The sequence below is a fragment of the Prevotella koreensis genome (genome assembly GCF_003977605.1).
Classification (GTDB): Bacteria; Bacteroidota; Bacteroidia; order Bacteroidales; family Bacteroidaceae; genus Prevotella; species Prevotella koreensis.
The window spans coordinates 1,571,268-1,584,728 of the sequence record NZ_RYYU01000001.1; the positions used below are offsets into that span (position 1 = coordinate 1,571,268).

Here is a 13,461-nt window from a genome sequence, read left to right on the forward strand (position 1 = left end):
ATATGCAGTTAACATTAAAATCAGTATTGTTATTTTGGGGAGTTTCGTTATTTTGTTCTTGTCAAATTCAACAAAATGTATTTGGAAAATATACGGTAATTCAACGAGGAAAATATCCTGAGATTATCCCTATTACTCTTTGTATTGAATTAAATAGCGACAGTACATTCTCTTATAACTATCGGAATGGTTTTCGCGGAGAAAATTCGGCAGGATTTTGGAGGAAGGATGAAGACAACAAACGAGTTATAATAAATAGTTCTATACAAGACATTCAAAACATCCCTATTGTCGTAACAGAAATGAAAAGTAACAACAATTCATTACCCGTATTTGTTTTTGATAATCCCTTGAAATTAGATACTTCGGTAAAATGGGTATTGAACGTGAATGATACAGATTATCCCCTAAATACTGACAGTTTGGTATTGGAGAAAGAAATTGTTGTTGAAAACTTTCATTTAACAGGATATATAGCACTCGAAGATAGTACATACGGCATAGTACCTTTCCCGTTGCAAAATACCATACAAAGCGAAAGGTATAAAGTAAAGAACAAATGCAATAATTTGTATCATATCTCTTTCTCTCAATTATTTGATAATAATATATTCCATTACAAACCATTGCAGGACAGTTTGAAGTTAAATGGAAACACATTGTTTTTTAAGGGAATAAAATTGAAAAAGAAATAAAACTCCGTGAATTCGATATAAGCTCTATGCAATTAGTCTGTTTTTATAAATGATTTCTATGTTCATTGATGGTTTCTTCGGCAATAAATCGGAGGCATTGCTCGTACATATGGAAAAGTTGAGACTAATAAAACTCTTTTGAGATTATAATTATCCCGAACTAGCATATGTTTTTTTAAAGATTTGAACAAGGAAATTTGCAAAATAGAATATAATGTGCTAAATTTGCCACAGAAAGTTACGATGTCTAATAACAGATTTGTGAAATACAAATACAGCGCGACAGGCGACAAACTACAGGCCATTTACAGCGTGAGCGGACTGAAATTGATTCAGCCCATGAGCGAAGTAATGTCAGACCGTTCAGGAAATGACGGCACCCTTTCATCGTCTGATATAAATTTGGGCGCGTCGTTTTCCGACTCTCTCATAACCCCATATCCGTCGGAATCAAATCAAAACATATATGGCCTTCCTGTGTTGGACTACTGCGGTAATATCGTTTACAGTGACAAGGAGCCCGTTAAGATTCTTTTTGACGGAGGATATGTCAGTATCAAGAAGGGTGTCCCCACTTACCATTTCTTCCTTCGCGATCATCTCGGCAACGTACGTGTGGTTGCAGACGCTAATGGTAAATTGGAGGAACGCAACGACTATTACCCTTTCGGTGGTCTGATGGGTAAGGGCTTGAACGGCGATTTTCAATCCTATAAATACAACGGAAAGGAACTCGAACGTCAAATCGGTCTCGACATTTATGACTATGGGGCACGGCGCTACGATGCCGCCACCTGCCGCTTCACTACGATGGATCCACTGGCGGAGAAATATTACTCCACAAGTCCTTATGCGTATTGTGTGAATGATCCGGTGCGGTTTGTCGATACTGATGGGAAATGGGTAGAAGATGCTAATGGGAATCTTGTAGCAGAAAAAAGGAGATAATGCATGGACTTTGGCTAAATATCTTAATACATCTGCCGAAATCTCAACAAAAATGTTAAATTGTCAGGGATATTCTATAAATGAGGAAGGTATTTTGAATTTAAAAGTTGGTGATATTTTCAAAGTCGAACGAGAAAGTCCTAAACCCAAAGAAAGAATGGATTTAGGATTCTTAGGAAATAATATAAGAAAAAGAGCTGGTTCTGAATTTAGTAAAAACTTATTTGAGAATTATTGGAATGGAAATGGAGATTTTGAATTATCGGGGGAGAGATTTGCAGGTATTTTGCTTTATGTAAAAGAGAATGCTCCCAAATATTCAAATCAGATGCCTGCCATTTTTATAGATGCCAATAATGGAAAAGTTGTAGGCCATGGTACTAAAAGAGTTGTTAGTTTTTATTCAAGTTCTGAATATGATAAAGCTTTCGGCACTGCAACCTTATATTATAATTCTAAAGGTAATATAATTGGCTTCTTTGACCATTATGATTTTGACTCGAAACCATGGGGTGAAAGAAGTGTTAAAAATGAACTTATAACAAGAGCAGTAGAAACATTTTCCCCTTCAGAGGCTAAGGATTTTAAGATTAGATATGGATATTCGAAAAGATAGATTTATGAGAAATTTCACCTTATTTATTTTATGTATTATTTTCATAGCTTGTGAGAGGTCATCTCTAAAAAGAGCAGAGAATGTACTTAATTTTCCTCTCAATAATAGTGTGTGCTTTCTACAGAAATATGATTATTGGAATGAGTTCAATGGTAATGGCTTCAGGATAGAAGTTTATAATATTTTAGATATGAACTATATAAGGAATATGTCTGAGAAATCGCATCTTAAATCCTTTAATTGCAATAAAAAGAACGATGAACTTAGAAATAGTGAATATAGTAAATTTATTAATAACGGTGCAGGTTTCTATAAGACAATATGGAAAGATGACAATATAGAAACAGTTGTTATTGATACTCTTAATAAAAAGTTTTTATTCTATTATTGCTTCCTATAGATAAAACTAATGAGTTTATTAATACCGTCTATAACTTAGGAAACAAATAACTCACTCTAACGCTAAAGTAACAAGAGCATATTGTTAACGTGGGTTCGACGAAAGAACGTTCACTCCTCGTGGTCTTGTAACAGGCTTTGTCGTGAAACGTATAGACGGCGGAATGTCAGCCGGTTACGACTACCATGTTACCTATTATGACCGTTTTTCCCGACCTGTGCAGACGCATTCCACAAACCATCTCGGCGGTTATGACAGCGACTATTTTCTCTATGATTTTACCGGTGCCGTGCTGAAACACCGTCATTTGCATTCGTCTAAATTTCACAAGAAGATACAAGAGGATTACAACTATTCCTATGACCATGCCGGACGGTTGCTTACCGTCACTCACTCTGTTGATGGAAATGCACCTGTGACATTGAAAAACAATTCATACGATGAACTTGGTCGATTGTCGGCAGATGCGGTAAACGGCAATGGAAATCTGCGCACGACCTATACATATAATGTTCGGTCATGGCAGAAAGAGGTTGAAAGCGGTCTCCACTCATACCATCTGTATTACAACGAATCGTCAACTCCGAGATACAACGGTGACATATCCTCCATGGATTGGTTTAAAGGCAACGTCGGAAAATACGATTTCCATTACGATGGTGTTGGTCGTTTGGAAAAGGCCGAATACAAAACCTACGACGGTTCTGAAAACTCCAGATTTAATACTTCCTACGAATACGATAGAATGGGAAACATCATTTCACTCACGCGAAAGGGACTTCTTGACGACGGAGAATACGGTCTTGTTGATAATCTCGTGCTCGAATATGATGGCAACCGGCTTGTCTGTGCCACAGACATATCCGGAGAGGGTCCTCTTTACAAAGGCGCTTTCCATTTCCGTGATGGTTCAGACGAGGCCTTTGAATATTCCTATGACCGCAACGGCAACATGACAAAAGATTTGAACAAGGAAATTTGCAAAATAGAATATAATGTGCTAAATTTGCCACAGAAAGTTACGATGTCTAATAACAGATTTGTGAAATACAAATACAGCGCGACAGGCAACAAACTACAGGCCATTTACAGCGTGAGCGGACTGAAACTGATTCAGCCCATGAGCAAAGTAATGTCAGACCGTTCCGGAAATGACGACACCCTTTCATCGTCTGATATAAATTTGGGTGCGTCGTTGTACGACTCTTTCGCAGACCCGAGTACGTCGGGTTCAAGTCAAAACATATATGGTCTTCCTGTGTTGGACTACTGCGGCAACATCGTTTATAGCGACAAGGAACCCGTTAAGATTCTTTTTGACGGAGGATATGTCAGTATTAAGAAAGGTGTCCCCACTTACCATTTCTTCCTTCGCGATCATCTCGGCAACGTACTTGTGGTTGCAGACGCTAATGGTAAATTGGAGGAACGCAACGACTATTACCCTTTCGGTGGTCTTATGGGCAAGGGCTTGAACGGCGATTTTCAATCCTACAAATACAACGGCAAGGAACTCGAACGCCAAATCGGTCTCGACATATACGACTATGGGGCAAGACGCTACGATGCCGCCACCTGCCGATTCACGACGATGGATCCGCTGGCAGAGAAATATTACTCGACAAGTCCTTATGCGTATTGTGTGAATAATCCGATGCGGTTTGTTGATCCGGATGGTAGTCATATTGAAGTTGTTTTGAATGGAGATGGTACGTATAAGATAACTGGAGGGACTTTAAATTACGACAGAAATATTTATGTTATGAAATACGGTAAGAGAACAGGCGAAGTGCTTGGACAAACATTTACTGAATATTCTTTTTTGATGAAAAAAACGAAATAGTCTCTGATGCAATAATTAATCCTAACGACAAGTCAGGACAAGATTTTATTGACAACGAAATAATAGGTGAGGATCCTTTTATAATATACTATATGGCAAATGCAACAAGTGGGAAGAAATATGATTTCAAAACAAGAGGCTTAATAGAAAATGATAAAAATATATACAATTACAGGGGGATGCCATTTAAACTTCATGATGGTAAAACTGTTTATGCTTCTGCTCGTGATATTGGAAATTATGGTGCAGGGTATATTGCGGGAAGAAATGGGTTGAATTGGAGAACAGCAAGAATGGGCTTTGATTTTTTAGAAAGTTATCAAAAAGGTAAAATATCAACAGAAGGAATGATGTCTCAAAGGGCGCAACGGCTCGGCTATGATGACGGTATGAAAAAATCTAAATTAAGTAAAGTAAATGGTTTTTTAAACAAGATTCTGGGCAGACCGACTTCACCTCCTGAAAGTATTTTGTTAGAATGATAAATATTGATAATTATGGTAGTATTGGTTTTGATTGTTTTTTGTTTTATCTTCGTTGCCCTCGGCTTGTTGATGATAGACAAGTATAGCAATAAGAGATTGGTAATTATAGTACTGTTTTTGATATTCTTAGGCTTTTTATCTACGAGGTACAGAAATTTTCAAACCGTAAATGGTATCACTTTCACTGTATGGAACACAACTGAAGGCTGTTATGTCATGCCGTATGTATATTTGGGATTGTTTCATCCGAAAGATGATTATATAATTTTCTCTAATCGGGGAGGCCTGACAATATTTTTAAAAGATGAAAAAACTATGTTGTGTTTTTTTGAGAGTAGTGATACTTTAAACTGTAAAATTAATAGTTTTAATTGTCAAGTATTTCCACAGCCAAATTACAAAAGAAGAGCCGATGGCTTATTTTATTATGCTCCAATTGAAGATCCTAATTCTCATTATAGGAAACGTGAAAACATTCGTAAAAGAAAAGATCAATACTATATACTTTATCCTTCCATTGCTATTGACACATATGATTTCGTAAATATATATGTTAAAGATAATTTGAGAAACAATGATTTATAACATAAATTTCCAGCCATACAAGTACAATAGTGAGGTGGTCGAACACCAAATAGATCTGAAATATATGATTATGGCACGCGATACTATGATATATCAGCTGGCGGAGAAATATTACTCCACAAGTCCTTATGCGTATTGTGTGAATAATCCGATGCGGTTTGTTGATACTGATGGGAAAAAGATTAAGACTATTTTATATATAAATAATAGTAATGATCCTACAAGCTATTATAATAGCCCAATAAATTTTAGAAACGCAATGTTTATGTTTGCTAAAACCTCTTTTGGCAAGCAGGTCATTGCAGATCTAACCCCTAAGGGGTCACATTTATTTGGAGTAGCGGGGAATGGAAAATATGCAGAGTTCAACTTTGTGTTACAAGAAGAGAAGATTTACGATCAACAAACAAGGACTGCAAAATTTCACGTTGGGAATCATTGGCTTGCAACTCAAACACAAATGGGTGTGGACGATTATGGAAGACCTAAGTTCACGATAATATTTGATTTGGATTATTCAGAAGCAGAGTTGGTTGAAACCATAACACATGAATTTACAGTTCATTTATCTAATATTTATGACATCTTTGATGCGTATTTGAGAACAGGTAATTCCGATGAGTCCAAACGAATTTGGAATCGTTATACACAAAGTGAAGAACATGAAAATTTACGGGAAACAGACAAAAAGAAACAATTACGTGGTACTATAAATTACAATAACACAAGAGACGAACTTATCAAAAAATATCCGGATTTAAAGGAAACTTTTTATAATGCAAGGAAATAGTATGAGAATTTGTAAAATAATAATGGCATCGTTTTTCATTATTCTGTTTGTAGGATGTGGTAATTCTGTTAAGAGGACAAGATTTTATCCTTCAGACTGGACGAAAGAGTTCGTCACGACGTATAGCGATGATACAATATTTATATATAAAGTTGACCGTGAAAAAACACAGTCAAAACTTGTGATAAAATTATATAAATTTCAAGGTAATTATTACACAGATGACATGGGAGAGGATAGAAAAATGGTAATGTCAAACAGTATGGAGTTTGACACACTATATAGTGATAACATGAGGAATCTCCCTCACAGAATAGTAGTTGAGAATGCCGGCAACAATTTAATGTCATCATCTATATTTAATGAAGACGTAAACACATATTTGGAATTAAAGTTGGTTTATGATATAAACTATGACATAAAATATATTCAAGACTGGAGTCCGTATATCACATACACGCCTGTCCCAGAATAATATTCACATTGAAAAAATGAATAGACACTATGAAGAAAATCAAAATATCAATAGTATTGTGTGCAATAATGACATTATGTGCATGTAATGATACTGTAAATACAAAGTTATACCGACCATCAAATGGTGCTGAAAGTATTTCCGTAATAGAAGACAGAGATACCATATCAATATGTGAAGTGGGACGCGAAGACAGACAAGAAAAACTCTTATGGAAATTTTATAAAAAAGAACAGTATTATTACCTTGCCAATTCTGATGGGAAAAGAATACTTGTAATGTCGAACTATTTAATGTCTGGCGCAAATGATGCAAAAACTGGCTTGTATCAAGACAATAAAACAAATATTGGAAATAAGGAGGCTTCTGTAATAGAATCGGCATTGCTTTCAAACGATACCATGACTTATAAATACGGAAATGTGTCAGGAAATAAAATCCAATGTTTTCACCATGATTCCAATAGGAAACTCGTCATTTCAGAGCATGTGAAAATGAACAATAAATATAATAAGTCTGGTAAATATCAGCATTATGTGATATACATTGAGAATGTAGGAGATTCTTTAATCGCAACGTCCATATCAATAAACGATACTATTCGCATTAAAATGATATATGACCAAAATTATAAAATAAAGAATGTTCAGAATTGGATGCAATACACAACATATAAGCCGGACAAACAATAATAATATCTTGTTCTATATGTAAACTCAATTAAAAAGTATGAGTAAGAAATTTGCAAAATAGAATATAATGTGCTAAATTTGCCACAGAAAGTTACGATGTCTAATAACAGATTTGTGAAATACACTTACAGCGACTCGTGTGCGAATGGCAAATTGGAGGAACGCAACGACTATTACCCTTTCGGTGGTCTGATGGTCAAAGGCTTGAACGGCGATTTTCAATCCTATAAATACAACGGCAAGGAACTCGAACGCCAAATCGGTCTCGACATATACGACTATGGGGCAAGACGCTACGATGCCGCCACCTGCCGCTTCACTACTATGGATCCACTGGCGGAGAAATATTACTCCACAAGTCCTTATGCGTATTGTGTGAATAATCCGATGCGGTTTGTTGATACTGATGGAAAAAAAGTAAAATTAACAAGTGATGTAGACTTGGCACTAAATGCTATAAAATCCACTCTACCACAAAATTTGCGGGAATTTATAACACTCAAAGATAACTTTATTGATGTGGACATTATGAAAAAAGGAATTAGTGTCATTGCAGATAATCCAAGTGAGAATTATAAAGCATTATACGAAATTGTTTCAGACAAAAGGACTGTAGAATTTTCAATTACAGAGAAAATCAATGCGGTTAATTCAAGTGGAAAGCCTTCTAAAGATTTAATAAATTTTGGACAGACAGAATTCTTTCCAGAAGATGCTTTTGGGAATAAAGCAGAGTGGATAACCCAAGGCAGTACAGGTATAAGTTTAGCTCCTAAGAATCATAAAAGGACAGAGTGGGATTTATTACAAAGATCAAAACATTCCATCGATCAAATGAAATTCTCACCTAATAAAAATTATCAAGTACAAATAAATAAATCTATGTTTAGCCAAAAAGAAACGTTAAAAATGGCGCACTGGCTACGACCCATGAACTTTATGGGCATATCTTATTTATGTTTAGAGGATGGGATTCCTGTCATGGAGTAAATCGACAAACTGATAATATAAAATTAGAAAACTGGTTAATAAATAGGGCAAATGAAACGGATAAGAATTTTAGTTATTAAAGTTGCGTTTATGCTTATATTCTTTGGGAATAGTACGATAATTGTCGCTGCTATAAATAAATGTGATAGTTTGCAAATGCCAGTTTGCATTCTAAATGGTAAATACCATATTTTACCTTCGTCTCAAAAAGGATATAGTATAGATGTGGTTTTAAGTAAATATGTTGAGCAAAAATTATCAATAATGAGGTATGACTCAAGTTCGTTTCGTTTTCTTGTTTTTATCGAAATAAGTAAAAAAGGAAAGGTAAAAAATATACGTTTACTAAACCAAAGTAGTTTCAAGAATAATATGATAGCTTGGACAGAAACAAAAAGAATTATAAAAAGTATTCATTTTATTCCAGCAAGGTTAAATGGCAGAGCAATAGTTTGCCAGTCAACATTTTATTTACGATTGGATTTTACTAAGTGTGTAGATTGAATTTTCTATTCTTTCATTACTACTTGTACGTTGTCAAATAAAAGTGCACAACTTGAACTCCAATTAAGTTTGGAGTTTTAGTATGAATTATAAATAAAATGGTATATTTGAACAATGACAACAAAAAAGAGTTTTTAAGTAAATCCTAAGCATGGTTCTACAGAATCCTTATTAAAGGATATTCGTCGTAATGGACCATGTTATATTGCATCCTCTCTCAAACAGTGTATTTGTAAGGAATATAATATCAGGCATATCCATGGTAAGCCCTTGCATCCGCAGACGCAAGGAAAGATAGAACGATATCACAGATCGATGAAGAATGTGATAAAACTAAATCATCATTTATGTCCCTCTGAACTGGAAAATGCTATCGAGCAATGGGTGAAATACTATAATGGAGAAAAAGTTTCATGAATCGTTGGATAATCTAACACCCAGAGACGTATATTTAGGACAAGGGGAGAAAATCAAGAAAATACGAGAAACAATAAAGCAAAATTCAATCAACAAAAGAATTTTTGATAATAAAAGAATGAAATATCAGAATAAATAACTATATTTGTAGTTGTGCACTTTTGTTTGACAACGTACAGACTTGCAAAATCAAGGATATGGTTTTAAACCACAATACAATCCTTCATTAACTCTCGAACAATACACTAATTTATTCAAAAAGTATTATGAAAACTATTGGAAAAATACGCATGGAACGCCTGTTAGAAATAAATAAATACAACCTGTTATTTATAATAATGTTTTGTTTATTCTCTTGTCATTCTGTGAAATGTGAACAAGAAAACGTACAATACGATAGTGTAACGCAGAAAAATGTATATATTTATGTTGAAAGAATGCCAGAATACAATGGTGGTAAAGTTGCTTTTCTGAATGATTTCAGCAAAAATTTTCAATACACTTTTTCTAAAAACGAAGATATACAAACAAAATTGCAATTTCAATTCGTTATTGATGATAAAGGACATTTAATCGGTGCGAGAATTTACAACAAGACCATGGACGAATTATCTAATTTTGAAAAATCCGGGTTAAAAGCACTAAATTTAATGCAAGATTGGCAAGCAGGCATGCATAATAATAAATTAGTCAATGTATTAATAACAATGACAATACATATTGACTTAAATAATTAAATATAACAAAACAATATATGATGTATATTATTTTAATGATTTGAATGTCAGATATTTTTGTCAAATAAAATGTAACATAAAGATTTGAACAGTTAAATTTGCGAAATAGGATATAATGTATTAAATTTGCCGCATAAAATGATTATAAGCGAGAACATATTTGTGAAATACGCTTACGGCACGTCGTGTGGGAATGGTAAATTGGAGGAACGCAACGACTATTACCCTTTCGGCTGCTTGATGGGCAAGGGCTTGAACGGCGATTTCCAATCCTACAAATACAACGGCAAGGAACTCGAACGCCAAATCGGTCTCGACATCTATGACTATGGGGCAAGACGCTACGATGCCGCCACCTGCCGCTTCACCACGATGGATCCGCTGGCAGAGAAATATTACTCGACAAGTCCTTATGCGTATTGTGTGAATAATCCGGTGAGATATATCGATCTGGCTGGAAGAGACGTAAAGCCTGCGAGAATTGCTGAATTAGTAATGATACAAAATACATTACCTAAAGATGCTCGTAATTACGTGAGTTTAGATAAAAATGGATTAATTGACCGAAAACTATTAAACTCATACGATGGAAAAAGTTTGAATTTTAACAATCTAAAAACAATGGTTAATTCAGATATAATGGTCGAAGTCGTGTTAGACGACAAATTTACATTTATGGGGCAAGATGGGAATTTAGTTACTGCAACGTTGTCATATAATGAATTTGACCCTAAATATGATTCAGAGTCTGATAAAGATTTAACAGGAGAAACAATGAGTGGACTTTCCACAGGAGAAAGCGGTTTCATAGGGAAAACCCTATTTCCTGATAAAGACGGCATACAAAACTCGCCAAACAACAGCATTATTGTTGTTGTCAATAAAAATTTATCGCCCGCAGGAGCAGCTGAAATTTATAGTCACGAAGCGAATGGACACGCTTTATTGTATATTAAGAATGGTGGAAACCATAAAGGAGCAAGTCATCAACCTGTTAATGAACTATGGGTTGAAGGGAACAAAACTTTAATGGAAATGATTATAAATTCTAAAAAAGAAACTATAAAAAATATGCAAGAGAGATGAAAATAAAAATTAGTATACTTTCTCTAACTTTTCTGTTTTATACTATAAAGTTAAATGCCCAATATCAGATACATGTTGATCCTATCTCGGTTAATTATTTCAATGGAATTACTGAAAAAAAAGAAATAATAGATAAATACCATATAATAAACAACTCGGATGAGGATTATTTAACTTGGGTATCATTAGTACCAATAAATAACAGAACTAATATTGAATTGATGCACGATTACTTTAAAAAAAGAAAAGGAGACTTCAATTTAATTGAAATGATGTGTGAAAATTTATTGGAAAATCAACCAATAAATATAGGATATTCATTTGTAAAAAACATTACAGCAGGTACAACATTTTCATATTTTATCGTCAAAAATGAAACGGAATCAAATTTTTATCGAGAAAGAATTGTTATTATAAAGAAAAAAGAAGTAGAGCAGTACCTAAAAATGACAATTGATAAAAAGTATTTTTATCAATTGTCGGACATTTTTTTAATTGAAAAATAATTTATTTGAAAAGGCAGAATCCTTTAGTCACGAAAGATATGGACATGCTTTTTTATATGTACTTACAAGGGATCGAAATATATCAGGACATTTTTTTGTCGGGCAACGTGATACTAATGAGCGATTAGTCCGTGAAATACTTCGTGCAAGAAAAGAAACTGTTGATAATATTAGTAAACATTAATACGGAATATATGGCACTTAAGTTTTTTGTTACACTCCTTTTTACTTTATTTTGCTCGATATGTTCGGCAAAAAATCTCTTTGGTATAACCCTTAGTTGTGATACCATAAAGTATTTTATTAGGAACGAGAAAATAATCACATACAACATTAATCTGACCAATCAATCGAACAACACCTTTTATATATGGTTTAATAAAGACACTTCTCACAACGAGACAGAGAAAGAACAGATTCTTAAGCATTTCTTAACAAGAGACGGTGCTTATAGTTCAAGCCTCTTTGAAATAGGTATGGAATGTGACATTACAATTATCCATGAGATATTTTCAACATTTACGGTAAAACTATCTCCCGGCAAGCAATTTACAATTCAGTTACTACAAGAAGGTTATAATAACAATGATAAAGATTTTAATATTGTTGAATATTTAAGAAACCTTTTAGTTATTTGCGATGAAGAGGTTATTTGCAAACAATTAGAAGGTATTAAGGCTTTTAGTCCTAATATATTTTATTCCGGAAATTCTATAATACTTCCCATACAAAAGATTAAACAGTAATGGGCATTATAGTAGAAAGGGTAGGTCCTGACAAAGAATAAGCCAAAGGAAGAAGTAAAAAATGTGATAATATATGGAAATAAGAAGAAATCGTTATAGAATAGATAAATATATGGAACAGATAATCATACTGATACTATGGATCCTCCCATTCACCTGTTTGGGGAAGGATATTAATAAGGTGGACAGCATAGTTGTTTTATATGCAGGTTGGTATAAGGAGACAGATGTGAATGTTTCATGTAAATCATTTGAAAAGGCTTTCAAATCAACAGGATATATTTCAACAGATATTTCAATTATAGATAAGTTGCAGAGAAGAATTGAAAGACTTAAGCCGTCTGGAAATCCCGTGATAGATGTTCGATGCAAGATTTATTTTTATTTTTCGGGCGAACTTCTGGCAACTATGTGTCTTGATAGGTTTCATGCACTGTATGATGGCAAGTATTATAAAACATCCAAGAAGTTGTTGGCTTTGATAAATAATATTATGGAGAAAGAGGTAAGATATGATATAGTACCAAAGGCTGTCGTGGAAGACTCAATAGTTTCTGACAAAACAGTTTTAATAAATTACATGGATTCCATATCAGACATTTTGAATTTACATCAGCCGGAAGAGTTGCGCGGTTATTGTATTGCGGATAAAGAGGGAAACATAATAAAAATATCTTTTAGACAGAAAGACTCTGGTACGAAAATACCTCAATGCTATATTGAAAAGATAGAGGATATTTATAAAAAAACGATAAAATGGACTCCTGACAAGGAACGTATGAAAACGGACAGGATACCAATAAGAATCATTTTTTAATAATTGTGGACAAAAAATGACTGATTGTGATTTAACCTTATATTCTTTTTGTCTTTTTGTTCTCAAACTTTCTGTCTTTCTGTCCAGTCCATTACACAAAGATGGTTAATAAAGTTAATTAATGTTTAT

At 34.0% G+C, this 13,461-nt stretch carries 17 protein-coding genes; all 17 read left to right on the forward strand.

Annotated elements, in window-relative coordinates; translation table 11 throughout:
- Positions 1–2 precede the first annotated feature (2 nt).
- The 17 genes from EHV08_RS06665 (at position 3) to EHV08_RS06755 (ending at position 13,332) form a co-directional block, all read left to right on the forward strand.
- The gene (locus tag EHV08_RS06665; protein WP_126678628.1) at positions 3–695 is read left to right on the forward strand and encodes a hypothetical protein; all 693 of its coding nucleotides are present in this window, start codon (positions 3–5) and stop codon (positions 693–695) included.
- Between the two features lie 183 nt (positions 696–878).
- The gene (locus EHV08_RS06670) at positions 879–1,643 is read left to right on the forward strand and encodes an RHS repeat domain-containing protein (RefSeq protein WP_238988027.1); all 765 of its coding nucleotides are present in this window, start codon (positions 879–881) and stop codon (positions 1,641–1,643) included.
- A 10-nt stretch (positions 1,644–1,653) separates the two neighbouring features.
- The gene (locus EHV08_RS06675; protein WP_126678629.1) at positions 1,654–2,259 is read left to right on the forward strand and encodes a hypothetical protein; all 606 of its coding nucleotides are present in this window, start codon (positions 1,654–1,656) and stop codon (positions 2,257–2,259) included.
- 542 nt (positions 2,260–2,801) lie between these two features.
- Entirely contained in the window at positions 2,802–4,502 is a 1,701-nt protein-coding gene (locus EHV08_RS06685) for an RHS repeat domain-containing protein (protein ID WP_238988028.1), read from the forward strand.
- A 92-nt stretch (positions 4,503–4,594) separates the two neighbouring features.
- Positions 4,595–4,984 (forward strand): hypothetical protein, encoded by a 390-nt coding sequence (locus tag EHV08_RS06690; RefSeq protein ID WP_126678631.1) that lies wholly within the window; start codon positions 4,595–4,597, stop codon positions 4,982–4,984.
- Between the two features lie 99 nt (positions 4,985–5,083).
- Entirely contained in the window at positions 5,084–5,572 is a 489-nt protein-coding gene (locus EHV08_RS06695) for a hypothetical protein (RefSeq protein WP_126678632.1), read from the forward strand.
- A 70-nt stretch (positions 5,573–5,642) separates the two neighbouring features.
- Complete coding sequence (locus EHV08_RS06700) at positions 5,643–6,362, forward strand: hypothetical protein (protein WP_126678633.1); 720 nt, start codon at positions 5,643–5,645, stop codon at positions 6,360–6,362.
- A 1-nt stretch (position 6,363) separates the two neighbouring features.
- The gene (locus EHV08_RS06705) at positions 6,364–6,837 is read left to right on the forward strand and encodes a hypothetical protein (RefSeq protein WP_126678634.1); all 474 of its coding nucleotides are present in this window, start codon (positions 6,364–6,366) and stop codon (positions 6,835–6,837) included.
- 29 nt (positions 6,838–6,866) lie between these two features.
- Positions 6,867–7,529, forward strand: coding sequence for a hypothetical protein (locus tag EHV08_RS06710; protein WP_126678635.1), 663 nt, complete (start codon positions 6,867–6,869; stop codon positions 7,527–7,529).
- Positions 7,530–7,625: 96 nt separating this feature from the next.
- On the forward strand, positions 7,626–8,519 hold the full coding sequence (locus EHV08_RS06715; protein ID WP_126678636.1) for an RHS repeat domain-containing protein: 894 nt from the start codon (positions 7,626–7,628) through the stop codon (positions 8,517–8,519).
- A 51-nt stretch (positions 8,520–8,570) separates the two neighbouring features.
- Positions 8,571–9,023 (forward strand): energy transducer TonB, encoded by a 453-nt coding sequence (locus tag EHV08_RS06720; protein WP_126678637.1) that lies wholly within the window; start codon positions 8,571–8,573, stop codon positions 9,021–9,023.
- A gap of 270 nt (positions 9,024–9,293) precedes the next feature.
- Positions 9,294–9,440 carry an integrase core domain-containing protein gene (locus EHV08_RS11660; RefSeq protein ID WP_238988029.1) on the forward strand — a complete coding sequence of 49 codons (147 nt, stop codon included), beginning with the start codon at positions 9,294–9,296 and terminating at the stop codon, positions 9,438–9,440.
- 266 nt (positions 9,441–9,706) lie between these two features.
- Positions 9,707–10,177 (forward strand): hypothetical protein, encoded by a 471-nt coding sequence (locus EHV08_RS06735; protein ID WP_126678638.1) that lies wholly within the window; start codon positions 9,707–9,709, stop codon positions 10,175–10,177.
- Positions 10,178–10,315: 138 nt separating this feature from the next.
- A complete protein-coding gene (locus tag EHV08_RS06740; RefSeq protein ID WP_126678639.1) occupies positions 10,316–11,263 on the forward strand; it encodes an RHS repeat domain-containing protein in 948 nt (315 codons plus the stop codon).
- On the forward strand, positions 11,260–11,769 hold the full coding sequence (locus EHV08_RS06745) for a hypothetical protein (protein WP_126678640.1): 510 nt from the start codon (positions 11,260–11,262) through the stop codon (positions 11,767–11,769). The genes EHV08_RS06740 and EHV08_RS06745 overlap by 4 nt, the downstream gene beginning before the upstream one ends.
- A 476-nt stretch (positions 11,770–12,245) precedes the next feature.
- The gene (locus tag EHV08_RS11545; RefSeq protein ID WP_148108149.1) at positions 12,246–12,515 is read left to right on the forward strand and encodes a hypothetical protein; all 270 of its coding nucleotides are present in this window, start codon (positions 12,246–12,248) and stop codon (positions 12,513–12,515) included.
- A gap of 73 nt (positions 12,516–12,588) precedes the next feature.
- The gene (locus tag EHV08_RS06755) at positions 12,589–13,332 is read left to right on the forward strand and encodes a hypothetical protein (RefSeq protein WP_203227061.1); all 744 of its coding nucleotides are present in this window, start codon (positions 12,589–12,591) and stop codon (positions 13,330–13,332) included.
- The last annotated feature ends 129 nt before the right edge of the window (positions 13,333–13,461 follow it).

Coding starts and splice junctions, on each gene's coding strand:
- EHV08_RS06700 (WP_126678633.1), top strand. CDS start 5,643: ATGGCACGCGATACTATGATATATCAGCTGGCGGAGAAATATTACTCC.
- EHV08_RS06735 (WP_126678638.1), top strand. CDS start 9,707: ATGAAAACTATTGGAAAAATACGCATGGAACGCCTGTTAGAAATAAAT.
- EHV08_RS06740 (WP_126678639.1), top strand. CDS start 10,316: ATGATTATAAGCGAGAACATATTTGTGAAATACGCTTACGGCACGTCG.
- EHV08_RS06720 (WP_126678637.1), top strand. CDS start 8,571: ATGAAACGGATAAGAATTTTAGTTATTAAAGTTGCGTTTATGCTTATA.
- EHV08_RS06665 (WP_126678628.1), top strand. CDS start 3: ATGCAGTTAACATTAAAATCAGTATTGTTATTTTGGGGAGTTTCGTTA.
- EHV08_RS06745 (WP_126678640.1), top strand. CDS start 11,260: ATGAAAATAAAAATTAGTATACTTTCTCTAACTTTTCTGTTTTATACT.
- EHV08_RS06710 (WP_126678635.1), top strand. CDS start 6,867: ATGAAGAAAATCAAAATATCAATAGTATTGTGTGCAATAATGACATTA.
- EHV08_RS06715 (WP_126678636.1), top strand. CDS start 7,626: ATGTCTAATAACAGATTTGTGAAATACACTTACAGCGACTCGTGTGCG.
- EHV08_RS06755 (WP_203227061.1), top strand. CDS start 12,589: ATGGAAATAAGAAGAAATCGTTATAGAATAGATAAATATATGGAACAG.
- EHV08_RS06690 (WP_126678631.1), top strand. CDS start 4,595: ATGGCAAATGCAACAAGTGGGAAGAAATATGATTTCAAAACAAGAGGC.
- EHV08_RS11545 (WP_148108149.1), top strand. CDS start 12,246: ATGGAATGTGACATTACAATTATCCATGAGATATTTTCAACATTTACG.
- EHV08_RS06705 (WP_126678634.1), top strand. CDS start 6,364: ATGAGAATTTGTAAAATAATAATGGCATCGTTTTTCATTATTCTGTTT.